Origin of the sequence: Pseudonocardia sp. CA-107938 (assembly GCF_050936315.1) — a bacterium.
Taxonomy (GTDB): Bacteria; Actinomycetota; Actinomycetes; order Mycobacteriales; family Pseudonocardiaceae; genus Pseudonocardia.
In genome coordinates this window covers 2,786,541-2,801,541 of record NZ_JBNJNA010000001.1, presented here as the reverse complement: position 1 = coordinate 2,801,541, position 15,001 = coordinate 2,786,541, and the positions used below count along the sequence as shown (strand labels likewise).

The window sequence follows — 15,001 nt, the reverse complement described above, 5'->3', positions numbered from 1 at the left end:
GGCCGGCCCAGCGGGCCGGATCGCGTGCTCGAAACTCGTCGGCCGAGGGGTGACGGCCGGTCAGGCCGGCTGCGTCGCGCCGGCCCGGGCCGCCGCGAGCACGACCTGGGCGACCTCGTCCGGGCGGGAGGTCATCACGGCGTGGGAAGCGCCCTCGAGCTCGGTGACCGTCGCCCCCGCGCGGTCGTAGCTGAAGCGGTGCACGCCCGGGTCGATGACCAGGTCCGCCGTCGGCAGCACCGCCCAGGCCGGCTTGCTCCGCCAGGCGGGCCGTGGTGCGGCCTCGCTCAGCGCGACGCCCGCCAGCGGGCGCTGGGTGACGGCGTAGAAGGCGGCGTCGTCGGCCGGCAGATCAGGGCAGAACAACGAGGGGAAGGCCGCGGGGGACAGGGAGAACTCGGTTCCGCCGTCGGGAAGCGCCTGCTGCACGATGAAGGGCAGGATCTTGGGCTCGGGGAAGCTCGACTGCAGGTCCGTCAGGTTCTCGCCCTCGTCGGGGGCATACCCGGCCAGGTACACCAGCCCCGTCACGTTCTCCGCGCCCCCGGCAGCCGTGATCACCGCGCCCCCGTAGGAGTGGCCGACGAGCAGGACGGGGCCGTCGATCCCCGCGATCACACTCTTCAGGTACTCACCGTCGCCGCCGGTCAGGCCGCGAAGCGGGTTCGGCGGCGCGATGACGCTCAGACCCTCCCACTTCAGGTTGTCGTACAGGCCCCGGAACCCGGATGCGTCGGCGAACGCACCGTGGACGAGCACGACGGTGGGAGCAGTCACCACGATCTCTCCTCTGATGGAAACCATCCGGCAGCGCGGTCGGCACCGGCCGCTCACTGCTTCGGCTGTCTGCGTGGACGGTAGGAGTGCGTGGGGGACGAACAGTTGACGACGAGTGGACGGCCGAGCTCCCACGGACCCCTCGGCGTTCCGGGGTGGGCGGGCCATGGTCCTTCTGGTGGGATGATCATCAACCAGGAGGTCCTGGTCAGCACCCGACTCGAGGACGAAGGAACGGCCATGCCTCTCACCGCGCTGGACGAGCGTGTCGCGCTCGTCGTCGTCGACCTGCAGAACGGTGTCCGCTTCGCGCCGGCGACGCCGTACCCGGCCGAGGACGTGATCGAGCGCGCGGCCGCCTTGGCCGCCGCCTTCCGGGAGCACCACGCACTCGTGGTGCTGGTGAAGGCCGGCGCCCCTGACGGTGCCGACGCGGTGCCCGGACGCACCGACGTCCCGCGCTGGACGGGCGCGGGACTACCCGCCGGGTGGGACGACCTGGCGGACGAGCTGAGCGGGCACCCGGAGGACGTCATCGTGACGAAGCGCAACTGGTCGGCCTTCTACGGCACCGATCTCGACCTGCAGCTGCGCCGGCGCGGCATCACCCAGATCGTGCTCGCCGGGCTGGCGACGAGCGTGGCCGTGGACACCACCGCGCGCGCCGCGCACGAACGCGGCTACCACGTGACGCTCGCGACCGACGCGATGACGGACGTGAACCACGAGGCGCACGTCAACAGCATCGTCAACATCTTCCCCCACCTCGGCGAGACCGGCACCACGGCCGAGATCCTCGAACTGCTGACCAAGACGCGAGCCTGACGATCACGTCGGGCCCGAGGCCCGTCCGTACGGATCGCGCAGACCGGACGGCGCCGGCTCGACACCACGGAAATGGTTGCAGGCCCGCCCAACCGTTCCATAGGATTGACGAATTGTTCCTCGCATGGGACGGCATGTCGCCCGTCCCTGGATTTTGGAGGCCCGGGCGGATCTGGCCACGACGGTCGAGGCCCCGGACGGACCGGTGGGTAGGAACGAGAGAGAGCAGTAGCCCTGTGCGTCTACTTCCCCGTTCGCGCCGGGCTCGCCGATGGACCGCGGCAGGACTCGCCGTCGTCGTGCTGGGCGCAGCCGCGGTCGGGTTCGACGCGTTGGTCAACGCCCGCTCGTTCCAGCTGTTCGGTGACCTCGTCGACCGGGTGTCGACCTCCGAGAAGGTCGTCGCGCTGACCTTCGACGACGGCCCGGACCCGGCCGGCACCGGCCCGCTGCTGGACGCGTTGGCCCGCACCGGCACGCCGGCGACGTTCTACCTGATCGGCCAGGACATGGCGGCGCACCCGGACCTCACCGCGGCCATCGCGGCCGCCGGGCACGAGCTCGGCAACCACACCTACTCCCACGAGCGCATGGTCTTCGTCTCGCCCGGGTTCGTCGCCGACGAGGTGGAACGCACCGACGAACGCATCCGCCAGGCCGGCTACCGCGGCGAGATCACCTTCCGCCCGCCGAACGGCAAGAAGCTCCTCACCCTGCCCCTGTACCTGAGCCAGCACCACCGCCGGACGATCATGTGGGACGTCGAGCCCAACAGCTATCCCGAGGTCGACGCCCGCGCCGAACGGATCGTCGACCACGTCGCAACGCACGTGCGGCCCGGGTCTATCGTGCTGCTGCACGGGATGTACGCCGGGCGTGAACAGACCCGGCGCGCGGTGATCCCGCTGATCGAGCGGTTGCGGAACGACGGCTACCGGTTCGTCACGGTCTCCCAGCTCCTGGCACTCGCCGACCGGTGACCGGCCACGCGGGGGGAGCTGCCGTGACGTTGCGGCAGGAACGCTCATCGGTGTCGCGCCGCTTGGCGTACGTCGTGATCAGCGTGGTGTTCACCGGCTACCTCGCCAACGCCTTCATGTACGTGGTGCAGGGCGGCCCGACGCCGGTGCGGATCGTGACCTCCCTGGCCTGCCTGCTCACGATCGGGTACCTGCAGCTGGGGGTGTTCTCGCGGCCGAACGTCGATCTGCGGTCCGCCAGGGCCTACCTCGCGCTCGGCGTGGAGGCACTGCTGGCGTTCGTGCCGGTGCCGTTCTTCCCCAACGCCTGGGGTGGCATGCCCGGGTTCCTCGCCGGCAGCGTGCTGCTGGTGCTGCCCGCCCGGGTGCGGTGGTTCGTGTTCGCCGCGGTGGCGCTGGCCAACGGCATGACCAAGATCGCGTACGAGTCACTCCCCATCGGGGGCTACTACGCGGCGTCCTCGACGGTGGTCGGGCTGGTCGTGTTCGGTCTGTCCCGGCTGCCGTCGCTGGTGGAGCAGCTGGAGACCGCGAGATCCGAGGTGGCCGACCTCGCGGTCGCCCGGGAGCGGTTGCGCTTCGCCCGCGATCTGCACGACCTGCTCGGCTTCAGCCTGTCGGCGATCAGCCTGAAAGCGGAGCTGGCCCGCACACTGGTCGGGAACCACACCGACCGCGCGCTGCGGGAGCTGGCGCAGATCCTCGACATCGCCCGCGAGGCGCTCACCGACGCCCGCGCGGTCGCGTCGAGCTACCGCGAGCTGTCGCTGACCGACGAGCTCGACTCGGCACGGTCCGTGCTGGCCGCCGCCGGCGTCGCCGCGACGATCGAGGGCCCTCCTGCCGAGCTCGTGCCCAGCGCCCGGACAGTGCTCGCGACCGTGCTGCGCGAAGGCGTCACCAACCTGCTGCGGCACAGCGACGCCACCCGTTGCTCGATCACCATCAGCCGAGCGGGCCGGATGGTGTCCATCGAGATCGTCAACGACGGCGCACCCGCGCAGGCCCGCACCGACCGGGGCAGCGGCCTGGCCAACCTCGCTGCCCGCACCGCAGCCCTCGGCGGTGCCCTGCACGCGCAGCCGGCCACCGACGGCACGTTCCGGCTGCACTCGCAGGTACCCGCTGCACCCACACCGCGGGAGGCGCCGGCCGACGAGCCGCACCCGCCGGGACCGCAGATCGCGACCCGGTTCGCCCAGGTGCTGCTCACCGCGGTGGTGATCGGTTACGGCGTGATGTTGACGCTTCTGGCGGCCGACGACTACGACCAGGTCGGCGTCGCCGGGATCACGACCGCCGTGACGAGCAGCGCGGTGATCGCGGTGCTCGTGCTGGGCGTCGTGAGCCGCCCGCAGGGCCCGCCGAACCAGGCACTCGGGTACGCGGCGCTGGCCGGGCTGGCCGTCTGCGTGTACGTGCCGCCGTTCGTGTTCGACAACCCCTATTTCAGCGGGGTTCCCGGCTTCCTCGCCGGCTCGGCCGCCCTGCTGCTCCCGCGCCGGCTCAACTGGGCGGTGTTCGTCGCGGTCGTCGCAGCGCAGGGCGTGATCTTCGACGTCCTCGGCGAGGACTGGGTGCAGGTCGGGTACGGGTTCATCTCCACCACCAACCACGGTCTCGTGCTCTACGCGCTGACCCGGTTGCGCTCGATGGTGACCGAGCTGCACGAGGCCCGCGCGGAGCTGGCGACGGCGGCGGTGACGCGGGAGCGGCTGCGGTTCGCCCGCGACCTGCACGACATGCTCGGCTACAGCCTCTCGGCGATCTCGCTGAAGAGCGAGCTCGCCCACCGGCTGGCGACGACCGACCCGCAACGGGCGCGCCAGGAGCTCACCGAGGTGGTGGACACCGCCCGGCGGGCACTGGTCGATGTGCGGTCGGTGGCGCACAGCTACCGCGAGCTGTCCTTGCGCGAGGAGATCCGGTCGGCGCAGGCGTTGCTGGCCGCGGCCGGCATCGACGCGGCCGTCCGCATCGACGGGTGCGACGACCTGCCCACCGGCATCGAGGCAACGCTCGCGACCGTGCTGCGCGAGGGCGTGACGAACCTGCTGCAGCACAGCACGGCCGAGCGCTGCGAGATCGTCCTCTCCCGATCACCCGACCTCGTCACGATCGACATCGTCAACGACGGGTGCCCCAGCACCGCGGCGGAGTTCCGAGACGGCAGCGGGCTCGCCGACCTCACCGCCCGCGTCCAGGAGCACGGCGGCGAGCTGCAGGCCGGACCCACACCCGAGCACACGTTCCGCCTGCGCGCCGAGATCCCGTCACGCTGATCGTTCCAGCGCGATCTCGCCGCGGCCGTTGCCCGGCACCAGGTGCGGATGTCACGTGCGGCCACCCACAGCCGCACCTCCCGGAGAACGGGTCGGAGACCCAGGCTGGATCAGCAACCCCGACCCGAGAGGATCCACCATGACCGCAGTCGACCCGGCTCAGCTGACCGACCCCCGACTCGAGTCCCGCACCTCCTGGCCCGTCATCGACCGCGCCCACCAGGCCCTGCGCGTCGCCCTCGCCGCTGTCGGCGACGGCGACTGGCAGCGCCCCACCCCGTGCACCGAGTGGACGGTCACGCAGGTCCTGCAGCACGCCGCCGGCGACCAGCTCGGGTTCGCGTCCGCGATCACGGGCGAGCCGGGGCCGACCGAGAACCCGTTCGCCCCGTCCGGCCACATCGACGGCTCCCCCGCCGACCTCGCCGAGACCTCGATGGTCGCGGCCGCCCGCGCCTGGGCCACGGTCGACCCGGCCGCGGAGACCGCGCCCGTGCCGCTGCCTCCGCACGCGCTGCCGCCGGCCGTCGGTGCCGGCGCCTGCGCGCTCGACGCTGCCGTGCACGCGTGGGACATCGCGGTCGCGGTCGGCGCCGCGTCCCCGCTCACCCCCGACCACGCCGCGCAGCTGCACGAGGTGGCGCTGCTGATCGTCGAGCCGCTGCGGCAGTACGGCGCCTACGCCCCCGCGCTGGCCCCCGAACCCGGCGACGACGCCGTCGCGGCCCTGCTGCGCTACCTGGGTCGAGACCCGGAGTGGACCGCGTAAGCCGAGACCGGCCGGCTCTTGCGCGGCCCGGATCAGGTCGGATAGCTCATCACCAGCAGTGCCCGCCCACCCTGCGGACCCGCGGCGTAGAGGTGCACCATGCTGCCATCGAAGAACGCGGTGTCGCCGGGAGCGAGCACCAGCGGCTGCCCGGGCGGACCACACCGGATCTGCCCCTCGATGCAGTAGATCGCCTCGCGGGTACCCGCCTCGTGGGCGCTTCCGCGGAACTGTGCATCCGGGGGCAGGTCCAGCTCGAACAGCTCCGTGCGGTGCCGGCTGTGGTCGGTCTGCAGCAGCCGGCCGCGCATCCCGAAGGTCGATTCGACGACCGGTCCGTCCCCGCGCCGCAGCACGGTCGCCGTCCCCGGCGCTTCCTCTTCCAGCATCTGCCCGACGCTCATCCCGAGCGCGCGCCCCAACCGCCACAGCGTCTCCAGTGACGGGTTGCCCTCGCCGGCCTCCAGCCGCGCGAGGCTGGTCTTCGAGAGGCCGGTGGCGCGGCTCAGCTCGCCCAGGGACAGGTTGTGGACCTCGCGGTGGCGACGCAGGGCCGCGGCCATCCGGTCGGCCATCGGCTGCGCCGGCGAGCTCACCTGCTCCTGCATCGTTGCCTTGGCCTGCCGATCCGTCGCATCGATGTGCCGGATCCTACAGGCTTGGTCGATCCCAGGAGGTCATGCCCGCGGAGACGGTTGCAGGCCAGATCGGTCGTTCCATATGATTGACGAATAGTCACTCATATGGGACGGCTTGCCACCCGTTCCCGAGACGTTGGAGACCGGATGGATCTGGCGACGACGGTCCAGGCGTGGATCGAGCCTTGGGCGGAGGAGATGGCCGAGCTGCTGGCCGAGCTCGTCGCCATGGACACCGAGAACCCGCCCGGGCGCGGCCTCGGCCGCTGCGGAACGCGCCTGCGCTCGGTCATGGAGGAGCTCGGGCTCGAACCCGAGATCATCCCGGTGCCCCCGCACGAGCAGCTCGAGGAGCCGTGCGTGGTGCGCGGGCACGTCGGCAACGGCTCGAAGCTGCTGTACTTCCACGGCCACTTCGACGTCGTGCCGGCGCAGAGCCGTGCCCAGTTCCTCCCCGAACGCCGGAACGGCCGCATGTACGGCCGCGGCACCGCGGACATGAAGGGCGGCCTCGTCTCCATGCTGTACGGCGCCGCGGCGGCCCGCGACCTCGGGCTGCTCGACGACGGGAAGATCGTGTTCCACCTCGTCTGCGACGAGGAGACCGGCAGCGACGCCAGCTCGGGGTACCTCCGCCGCGAAGGTCTGATCGATCCGGCGGCAGTGGCGATGGTCACCGCCGAACCGACGGCCGGCGCGATCTGGCACGCCAGCCGTGGCGCGCTCACCCTGCGCGTGGAGATCAAGGGGCGGGAGGCGCACGTCGGCCAGGCACACCTGGGCGACAACGCCTTCGCGCACATGGTCGCCATCGCCGCCCCGCTGAACGACCTGGCCCGCGAGCTCCTGCACAAGCGCACCGCGTTCCCGATGGCGGACGAGGTCGCGAAGGGATCGATGATGGTCGTGGGCGGGGCCAGCGGCAGCGGCGCGAACTTCAACGCCGTGCCCGGCTCCGCCTGGTTCTCCATCGACCGCCGCTTCAATCCCGAGGAGGACGTCGACGAGGAGATCGCACGGCTGACCGAGGTCATCGACGCGGCGGCCGCGGCGGCCGGGGCCAGCACGTCGATCGAGGTCCTGCAGCGGCAGCCGTCGGGCGGCACGCCGGAGCAGCACCCGCTGGCGCAGGCACTCGCGGCCAGCGCCGCCGAGGTCGAGGGCAGCGCACCGACCTTCGAGCTGTGCCCGGGCATCCTGGAGACCCGGTGGTACAGCCAGCTCGGCGTGCCCGCGTTCGGCTACGGACCCGGCCGCCTCGACGTCTCCCACGGCCCGGGCGAGTACATCGACGAGGCCGCCATGCGTCGCTGCGCCGCCGTCTACGCGCTGTTCGCCGCCCGCGCGTTCACGTCGTGATCCGGGCCGCGCTCGACGAGGCCCTGGCCGCGCACGCCCGCCGGGAGGAGGTCGTCGGCGCCGGCCGGCCGGGGCGCGTCGCCCGCGGCGGGCGAGAACTGGTCAACATGGCCTCCTGCGACTACCTGGGTCTGGCCCGCCATCCGGACGTGCTGCGCGCGGCCCACGCCGCACTCGACGAGTGGGGCCTGGGCGCTGGCGCCGGGCGCGTCCTGTCCGGCACCACGGCCATGCACCGCGAACTCGAGCAACGGCTCGCGCAGTGGGTGGGCGCGCAGGACGCGGTGCTGCACCCGTCCTGCTGGACCGCCAACGCCGGCGTGCTCGGCGTCGTGTCCGGCCTCGCCCGGCGTGACGGCAGACCGCTCGCGCTCTTCTCCGACCGGCTCAACCACGCCAGCATCATCGACGGCATCCGCGCTCAGCGCGCTGCTGTCGACCTCACCCTCTACGACCACGACGATGATCACGCCGTCCTGCGCCGCGGCCTGGCCGCCGCCCCCGCCGACAGCACCCGGGTGATCATCACTGACGGGGTCTTCAGCATGGAGGGCGACCAGGCGGCACTTCCCCTGTTGACGGACCTCGCCGACGAGCACGAGGCCCTGCTGATCGTCGACGACTCCCACGGCACCGGGGTGGTCGGGCCGCAGGGCCGCGGCACCGCGGAGGCCCAGGGCGTGCTCGGCGACGTCGACGTGGTCACCGGCACCCTCGGCAAGGCGCTGGGCGGGGCGATCGGCGGCTTCGTGGCCGGACCCCACCACCTGACCAACGCCGTACGCGCCCTCTCCCGGCCGTACACGTTCTCCAACAACCCGCCACCGTCCGTCGTCGCCGGTGCGCTCGCCGCCCTCGACGTGCTCGCCGGGCCGGACTCCCCACTACCCGTACTGCGCGACCGCACGCGACGCCTGCGCGCCGGCATCGCCGAGCTGGGGCTGCCGACGTTTCCGGGCGAGCACCCGATCGTCCCGATCGTCGTAGGCGACGAGACCGCCGCAGCCACCGTGAGCACCACCCTGATCGACGCCGGGATCTTCGCCCCCGCACTGACCTACCCGATCGTTCCGCGGGGCGAGGCGCGGCTGCGGCTGCAGGTCTCCGCAGCGCACGACGACGCCGACATCGACACCGCGCTCACCGCCATCGCCGATTCCGCACCTCCGTCTGCACGGGCGTGAGCGTGTCGACGAGCGCTGCTCCACCCGAGTAGCGAACCTCGCGGACGCGCTCGGGCCGCATGCTCGGGCGATGACGTCGGCCTCGAGCAGGCGAGGATGCGCTCACGGAGCGGCCAGTACACCGTGGTCAGGGGCGCGCCAGCACGACGTCGAGCACTCTGCGCAGCTCGCGGGCGGGGCGATCGGGCCGGTCGGTGCACCGCCAGGCGACGAAGCCGTCGGGGCGCACGAGGCTCGCTCCCGTGTCGCCCACCCCGAGCAGGTCGCGGTACTTCGGGTCGAAGCGCTGCACCTCGACACCGGCGCCCTCCCAGCCGTCGGCGCAGGCCAGGAGCGTGAACCCGCCGGTGCACAGGTCGGTCGTGGACGCTCCGCCAGGCAGGGGCAGGTGCGGGACCCGCAGCCCGGGGCACCCGGACGGGATGCGCGGGTCGGCCACAGGCCCGGCTGGCGTGCCGGGTTCGGTGCACACCGCGGTGGACCGGTAGCGGTATCCGAAGATCATGGAGATGTCGTCGACGCGGGTCGCATCGGCGCCCTCGGCGTGGTGCCGGTTCCCCAGCAGTTGCAGCGACGTGTCGATCGTGGTCGCAGCGACCGGGCGCCGCTCGGCCTCGTAGGTGTCGAGCAGGGCGTCACCGGCGTCGCCGCGCAGGACGGCGGCGAGCTTCCAGGCCAGGTTGTGGGCGTCGGCGATGCCCGTGCTGGCGCCGTACGAGCCGGCCGGTGGCATGACGTGCGCGGCGTCGCCCGCGAAGAGCAGGCGGCCGGCGCGGTAGGACCGGGCGAGCCAAGCCCCGATCGTCGTCGTCGACACCACTCGCCCGCCGGGCAGGGCCGGCACCAGCGTGAGCGGGAGGTCGGGCACACCGACGGCGGCGCGGGCGAACGCGAGGCACTCCTCGGGGCTCGGGTCGCCGCCGACAGGTTCGTGCGGGACGCCGACCATCCAGCGCCCCGGCTGCCGCATGGGCACGAGCACGGTGCCCGTGACGGGCCGGTCGAGGTAGGCGAGCAGGAACCGCCGGTCACCGGCCACGGCCGCGATGTCGCCCTCGACGAGGAAGTGGGCGGCGTGCGCGACGGGTGCGAGCTCCTCGGCACCGACGCCGAACCGCGCCCGCAACCCGGCGCGGTTGCCGTCGGCGGCGATGACGTAATGGGCCCGCACGAGCGTCTCGGCGCCGGTGGCGAGCTCGCGCAGCCGCGCGCTCACGCCCTCCCCGTCCACGGTGACCTCGCCGGCTTCGACGCCGAACCGTACGTCCGCGCCCGCCTTCTCCGCAGCGGTGCGCACCTCGGCCTCCAGGTCGTCCTGGTCGACGAGCGCCCAGTCGGTGGGGCTCACGCCGGCGGGCGGTCGTTCCTGGGAGAGGACGTCGACGCGGAAGCGGGTGGGTCCGGCGAGGGTCTCCGCGCCGATCATCTCCGGCCGGTCGGCCAGCACGGAGGTGTGCGCGCGGATCGCCGGCTCCAGCCCGTGCGCGCGGTAGATCTCCATCGTGCGTGGGTTGAACGCCCTGGCCTGCGGCAACGGCGTCGTGGACGGGCGACGTTCGACGAGCGTCACCCGCACCTGCTGGTGAGCGAGGAAGAGCGCGGCGGACAACCCGGTGGGTCCGCCACCGACGACGAGCACCCCTGTTTCAAACATACGCATGATAAAATCATGCATTCACATGACTTGTCCATGCGACCGTAGGATCCGGCGCGTGACCTCGCCCCGTCCGCGCCGCGCACCCGCCCCCGACGCGCGCAAGCGCGATCCCGAACGCACCCGCCGGCTGATCCTCGACGCCGCGACGGCCGAGTTCGCCGCGCACGGGTTCGCCGGTGCCCGGATCGCCGCCATCGCGGCCCGGGCCGGGGTCAACCAGCAACTGATCTCGTACTACTTCGACGGCAAGGAAGGCCTCTACCGCGCGCTGGCGGAGCGCTGGGCGCGCCGCCAGGACGAGCTGGCCCCGGCCGGCACGCCGCTGGACGAGCAGGTCCGGCGGTTCAGCCGCGAGGTGCTGACCGATCCCGACGGGGTGCGGCTCTTCGCGTGGGGCGGCCTGGAGTACACCGGCGACGACCCGGACTCGGGGCCCCGAGCCCAACGCCTCCGCCCGTTCCTCGACGCGATCCGCGCGGGGCAGGCCGCCGGGCGGGTGGATGCGCGGATCGATCCGGCCTGCCTCGCCGTGGCCTTGATGGCCGCTGCGCTGGCGACCACCTCGTTGCCGCACGTCATCGCCGGCCTGTGCGAGACCGATCCACGCGCGCCGGAGTTCGTCGAGCACTACGCCGGGCAGGTGGGGCTGCTGGCCCGGCTGCTGGGCCTCGACGACACCGCGGGGTGATCCCACCGGCCACAGCAGCTTCCTGGCGGCATTGCCGAGTGGATCTCGCCGCGTTCAGCAGCACAGCCTTTTCCGTGGCTGCAGTAGCCTTGTGCGGTGGCGGCCTCGTCTGAGATCGGTGAGGGTCTGCGCGAACGGAAGAAGCGGCTGATGCGCCGCCGACTCTCCGATACGGCGGCCAGGATGTTCCTCGAACGCGGTTTCGACGCCGTCCGCGTTGTCGATGTCGCCGAGGAATGCGGTGTTTCCGACAAGACCGTGTTCAACTACTTCCCGACGAAGGAAGCGTTGCTGCTGGATCGGTTGGAGACCACGTCGGAGGCGCTCGCGGAGCATCTCGCCTCGCCGGACCGTACGCCGCTGGAGGCGACGGTCGGCATCCTCGCCGACGAGCTGGCCTCGACGGCGGCCGGGTTCTCCGGGGAGGACGTGGAAGCGGCGATCGCCGACTACCGCCGCTTCGGTGAGATGATCGCGAGCACCCCGGCCCTGCGCATCCACACCAGCGCCATGCTGGAGCGGTTCGTCCTCGTGGCCGCGGATGCGCTCGCCCGGCGCGCCGGGGTTCCTCCCGACGATCCGGAGCTGCTCATCGCGGCCGCGGCCCTGGTCGGCCTGTGGCGCGTGCAGTTCAACAGCCTGCGCAGACATCTCGCCGGCGCGGATGACGTCGACGGGTTGGTCCGCGCGGTGACCGCCGACGTCGAGCGTGCCGCGCAACTCCTGGAACGCGGGCTCGGGGATTGGTGGCCGAACCTGCCGGATGCCGAACCGGCGACGTCGAGCCCATCCTGAACGGACCTGCCGACGCGGTCGTCGTAGTGCTCACGGGTTCGGCGCGGCGGCCAGCGCGGCCAGGACCGGCGGCAGTCCGGTGGTGAGCATGGTGCGGCGTACCCGCCCGAGCAGCCGCGCCATGATCATCCCACCGACGCCGGTGAAACCGGTGTGGTCGTAGACGAATCGGGTGCCCCTTTCGTGCGGTTCGAGGAGGTAGGTCACGTCGGTGATGTCGCCGCCGGCGTCGTCCTGCCAGGAATAGCGCAGCCGGTGTTCGGGCTCGATGTCCAGCACGGTGCAGTTGACGATGCCGTTCCAGCCGGGCATCGGTTTGGCGACGAACCGAAATCGGTTGCCGATCTCGAGGTGGAAACCTTCCGGGCGCGCGCCGGCGCCGGTCGCGGTCCAGCGGGGAATGAGTTCCGGGTCGGTGACGGCCCGCCAGACCAGAGCGGGGCGGTACGGGTAGTCGCACTCGATGTGGATGGCGCTCATCGGATTCGCCTCTCCTTGGTTTCGCTGGTGGTCGTGTCCGGGTCCCGCCCGAGCCACAGGCGGACGAGTCGGGCCGGTTCACGCCGCGCTTGCCGCCGGTGGTGGCGACGACGAGTGCGCCGCGGTGGTGTGGATCGACCGCGACCGAGGTGCTGCCGACGACGTGCTGGGCGGGGCCGGCGATCGCGACCCGGACGCCGTCGGGGTTGAGCTGCACCACGCTGTTGTGGAAGTGGGTGGCCAGGAAGATCCGTCCGTCGGCGTCGACGTCGAAGTCATCCGCCACCAGCTGTGACGTGACCGTCTCCATCTCGGCGGCGGCCATGCCGTTGCCGAAGGCGAGATCGGGTAGGCGACACACGGTGCGGGCAGTGCCGTGCTCGACGCGCATCAGCCGCCAGTCGGTTTCGTGCGGCGTGCCCACCAGGACGTAGGCCCCGGCTCCGGCACCCACGATCCCGACGCCGTGCCGCGGCAGGTCGGCGAACACCTCGACCTGGCCGTCGGGCCGGATGAGGTCGACCCGGTCGTGCGAGGGCACGGTCACCAACCTTGCAACGACTCGAGGACGACCGGTTCCTGCGGCATACCATCACCGTACTGTCACTAAAAAAATTCTGCTACAGAAAATTTAGAGCGAGCGAAGGACGTGGCGCCTGCGGAGCCGCTCGTGTCACAAGCGGCCGGTCGTGGCGTGTCCTCTGGCGGAGCACCGGAACAGCGGGGAAGCCAGGAGGAGCGAGTCATGCCGAAGCGGGTCTGCGGGAGGAAGCGCGTGGGATGGTGGGTCGGGACGGTCGTCGCCGTCCTCGCCGGTCTCGTCGGAGCGACGATGGTGTGGTCGGCGATCGGGCTGCGGCTGTCCGCCGAGACGTTCGTCGAGGTTCCTCCTGAGCGCGTGTGGGCGTTCTTCGCGGACCCGCACAACCTGCCGAAGTGGGATCGCAGCGTCGCCTCGATCGAGATCACCTCGTCGCCGCCCTACGGGGTCGGGTCGACCTTCGAGACGATCAGTCCCGAGCAGGGCGGACGCGTCACGCGCACGTCGTACCGGGTGGCCGAGCTCGTCCCGGGGAAGCGGGCCACGATCGACGTGGTCGACCCGGAGGAGTTTCAACGGGCCACGTGGGTGACCCGGGTGGAGCCGAGCGGCGGCGGCACAGGCGTCCTGATCGACGTGGAGTTCCGACCGAAGCTCCAGTACTTCTTCCTGACGCCGCTGCTGTACTTCAGCCGCGACAACATGGGGATCACGGACATGCGCTACCTGAACGAGGCACTGGCAGCCTACGGGCGTTAGTGCGCCGCGGACCTGTCACAACCACCGCTCGCGCCGTGTCTCGTGGCCGAAGCCCTGATGCGAGGAGACACCGTGACCGAGAACATCGAGGTGATCGTGATCGGCGGCGGGTACGCCGGAGTGATGGCCGCGAACCGGCTGAGTCGCCGTGACGACGTGCGCGTGACGGTGGTCAACCCGCGCCCGCACTTCGTCGCACGGATCCGCCTGCATCAGCTCGTCGGCGGGTCCGACGACGCGGTGGTCGACTACGCGACGGTCTTGACGGAGCGGGCCCGGCTGGTCGTCGACAGCGTGGCCTGGATCGACGCCGCCGAACGCCGGGTCGTGCTGACGACCGGCGGTGCGCTCCCCTACGACCACCTCGTCTACGCGGTGGGGAGCGGCAGCGACGTCCGGGGCGTGCCGGGCGCGGCCGAGTACGCCCTCCCGCTCGCGACCCTCGAGGAGGCGGAGCGCCTCCGGGCCGCCCTCGCCGCCGAGCCGGCCGCAGCTCCGGTGACGGTCGTGGGAGGCGGTCCGCTCGGCATCGAGGCCGCCGCCGAGCTCGCCGAGCTGGGCCGCACCGTGACCCTCGTGTGCGGCGACGAGCTCGGCCCGGACCTGCATCCCCGCGGCCGGCAGTCGGTGGCCAGGCGCCTGAGCGGGTTGGGGGTCGTCGTCCTCGACGGCGCCGGTGCAGCGGTGACCGCAGTGACCCGTGACAGCGTGCGCTTGCGTGACGGCCGGGACCTGCCGAGCACCGTGACCGTCTGGGCAGCCGGTTTCGGCGTACCGGACCTGGCCGCGCGCAGCGGACTGACCACGGACTCCTTGGGCCGACTCCTCACCGATGAGACGCTGACCAGCGTGGACGACGAACGCATCGTCGCCGCAGGCGATGCCGCGGCACCGTCGGACCTGCCGTACCGGATGAGCTGCCAGGGCGCGGTCCAGCTCGGCCCGTACGCCGCCGACACCGTGCTCAGCCGCATCGAGGGGAAGCAACCGGCGCCGGTCGCGCTGGGCTTCGTCAGCGAGTGCATCAGCCTCGGCCGGCGCGACGCCGTCTTCCAGTCCACCCGCCTGGACGACACCGCGCGGGGGTTCCACATCACCGGCCAGCTCGCCGCGTGGCTCAAGGAGCTCATCTGCACGGGCACGGTGAAGCAGCTGGGCCTCGAAGCGCGACGGCCGGGTCTGCTCAGGTACCCGAGCTGGACGCGGGACCACAGGCGACGGCAGGTGCTGGCCGGGCGCGAGACCCCGGCGGCCGGCTGAGGACGCC

The 15,001-nt window shown here is 72.0% G+C and carries 15 protein-coding genes; 11 read left to right on the top strand and 4 right to left on the bottom strand.

Going from position 1 to position 15,001, the window contains the following annotated elements; all coding sequences use genetic code 11:
• Positions 1-60: 60 nt before the first annotated feature.
• Positions 61-780, bottom strand: a complete 720-nt coding sequence (locus tag ACQEVB_RS14125) for an alpha/beta fold hydrolase (protein ID WP_432970243.1) — start codon at positions 778-780, stop codon at positions 61-63.
• 237 nt (positions 781-1,017) lie between these two features.
• Here ACQEVB_RS14125 and ACQEVB_RS14120 point away from each other — a divergent pair, with 237 nt between their 5' ends.
• The 4 genes from ACQEVB_RS14120 (at position 1,018) to ACQEVB_RS14105 (ending at position 5,633) form a co-directional block, all read left to right on the top strand.
• Complete coding sequence (locus ACQEVB_RS14120) at positions 1,018-1,602, top strand: isochorismatase family protein (RefSeq protein WP_432970240.1); 585 nt, start codon at positions 1,018-1,020, stop codon at positions 1,600-1,602.
• A 299-nt stretch (positions 1,603-1,901) separates the two neighbouring features.
• Positions 1,902-2,582, top strand: coding sequence for a polysaccharide deacetylase family protein (locus ACQEVB_RS14115; RefSeq protein ID WP_432970237.1), 681 nt, complete (start codon positions 1,902-1,904; stop codon positions 2,580-2,582).
• Positions 2,583-2,605: 23 nt separating this feature from the next.
• The gene (locus ACQEVB_RS14110; protein ID WP_432970234.1) at positions 2,606-4,864 is read left to right on the top strand and encodes a sensor histidine kinase; all 2,259 of its coding nucleotides are present in this window, start codon (positions 2,606-2,608) and stop codon (positions 4,862-4,864) included.
• A gap of 139 nt (positions 4,865-5,003) precedes the next feature.
• A complete protein-coding gene (locus ACQEVB_RS14105) occupies positions 5,004-5,633 on the top strand; it encodes a TIGR03086 family metal-binding protein (RefSeq protein WP_432970231.1) in 630 nt (209 codons plus the stop codon).
• Positions 5,634-5,665: 32 nt separating this feature from the next.
• Here the strand turns inward: ACQEVB_RS14105 and ACQEVB_RS14100 are convergent, their stop codons facing one another.
• On the bottom strand, positions 5,666-6,241 hold the full coding sequence (locus ACQEVB_RS14100) for a helix-turn-helix domain-containing protein (RefSeq protein WP_432970228.1): 576 nt from the start codon (positions 6,239-6,241) through the stop codon (positions 5,666-5,668).
• Between the two features lie 177 nt (positions 6,242-6,418).
• Between ACQEVB_RS14100 and ACQEVB_RS14095 the strand changes: the two genes are divergently transcribed.
• Entirely contained in the window at positions 6,419-7,630 is a 1,212-nt protein-coding gene (locus ACQEVB_RS14095; protein ID WP_432970225.1) for a M20 family metallopeptidase, read from the top strand.
• Positions 7,627-8,814: an aminotransferase class I/II-fold pyridoxal phosphate-dependent enzyme gene (locus ACQEVB_RS14090; protein ID WP_432970222.1), complete on the top strand. Its 1,188-nt coding sequence runs from the start codon at positions 7,627-7,629 to the stop codon at positions 8,812-8,814. The genes ACQEVB_RS14095 and ACQEVB_RS14090 overlap by 4 nt, the downstream gene beginning before the upstream one ends.
• Positions 8,815-8,941: 127 nt before the next feature.
• Here ACQEVB_RS14090 and ACQEVB_RS14085 read toward each other — a convergent pair whose 3' ends face one another.
• Complete coding sequence (locus tag ACQEVB_RS14085) at positions 8,942-10,474, bottom strand: FAD-dependent monooxygenase (protein ID WP_432970219.1); 1,533 nt, start codon at positions 10,472-10,474, stop codon at positions 8,942-8,944.
• Between the two features lie 52 nt (positions 10,475-10,526).
• Here ACQEVB_RS14085 and ACQEVB_RS14080 point away from each other — a divergent pair, with 52 nt between their 5' ends.
• Positions 10,527-11,159, top strand: coding sequence for a TetR/AcrR family transcriptional regulator (locus ACQEVB_RS14080; protein ID WP_432970216.1), 633 nt, complete (start codon positions 10,527-10,529; stop codon positions 11,157-11,159).
• Positions 11,160-11,309: 150 nt separating this feature from the next.
• The gene (locus ACQEVB_RS14075) at positions 11,310-11,954 is read left to right on the top strand and encodes a TetR family transcriptional regulator (RefSeq protein ID WP_432970213.1); all 645 of its coding nucleotides are present in this window, start codon (positions 11,310-11,312) and stop codon (positions 11,952-11,954) included.
• Between the two features lie 30 nt (positions 11,955-11,984).
• Here ACQEVB_RS14075 and ACQEVB_RS14070 read toward each other — a convergent pair whose 3' ends face one another.
• Complete coding sequence (locus ACQEVB_RS14070; protein WP_432970210.1) at positions 11,985-12,434, bottom strand: SRPBCC family protein; 450 nt, start codon at positions 12,432-12,434, stop codon at positions 11,985-11,987.
• 124 nt (positions 12,435-12,558) lie between these two features.
• Here ACQEVB_RS14070 and ACQEVB_RS14065 point away from each other — a divergent pair, with 124 nt between their 5' ends.
• The 3 genes from ACQEVB_RS14065 (at position 12,559) to ACQEVB_RS14055 (ending at position 14,994) form a co-directional block, all read left to right on the top strand.
• Positions 12,559-12,729: a hypothetical protein gene (locus tag ACQEVB_RS14065; RefSeq protein ID WP_432970207.1), complete on the top strand. Its 171-nt coding sequence runs from the start codon at positions 12,559-12,561 to the stop codon at positions 12,727-12,729.
• A gap of 450 nt (positions 12,730-13,179) precedes the next feature.
• Positions 13,180-13,734 carry an SRPBCC family protein gene (locus ACQEVB_RS14060; protein WP_432970204.1) on the top strand — a complete coding sequence of 185 codons (555 nt, stop codon included), beginning with the start codon at positions 13,180-13,182 and terminating at the stop codon, positions 13,732-13,734.
• Between the two features lie 72 nt (positions 13,735-13,806).
• Positions 13,807-14,994 carry an NAD(P)/FAD-dependent oxidoreductase gene (locus ACQEVB_RS14055; protein ID WP_432970201.1) on the top strand — a complete coding sequence of 396 codons (1,188 nt, stop codon included), beginning with the start codon at positions 13,807-13,809 and terminating at the stop codon, positions 14,992-14,994.
• Positions 14,995-15,001: the final 7 nt, after the last annotated feature.

Coding starts and splice junctions, on each gene's coding strand:
- ACQEVB_RS14120 (WP_432970240.1), top strand. CDS start 1,018: ATGCCTCTCACCGCGCTGGACGAGCGTGTCGCGCTCGTCGTCGTCGAC.
- ACQEVB_RS14105 (WP_432970231.1), top strand. CDS start 5,004: ATGACCGCAGTCGACCCGGCTCAGCTGACCGACCCCCGACTCGAGTCC.
- ACQEVB_RS14100 (WP_432970228.1), bottom strand. CDS start 6,241: ATGCAGGAGCAGGTGAGCTCGCCGGCGCAGCCGATGGCCGACCGGATG.
- ACQEVB_RS14095 (WP_432970225.1), top strand. CDS start 6,419: ATGGATCTGGCGACGACGGTCCAGGCGTGGATCGAGCCTTGGGCGGAG.
- ACQEVB_RS14085 (WP_432970219.1), bottom strand. CDS start 10,474: ATGCGTATGTTTGAAACAGGGGTGCTCGTCGTCGGTGGCGGACCCACC.
- ACQEVB_RS14075 (WP_432970213.1), top strand. CDS start 11,310: ATGCGCCGCCGACTCTCCGATACGGCGGCCAGGATGTTCCTCGAACGC.
- ACQEVB_RS14070 (WP_432970210.1), bottom strand. CDS start 12,434: ATGAGCGCCATCCACATCGAGTGCGACTACCCGTACCGCCCCGCTCTG.
- ACQEVB_RS14060 (WP_432970204.1), top strand. CDS start 13,180: ATGCCGAAGCGGGTCTGCGGGAGGAAGCGCGTGGGATGGTGGGTCGGG.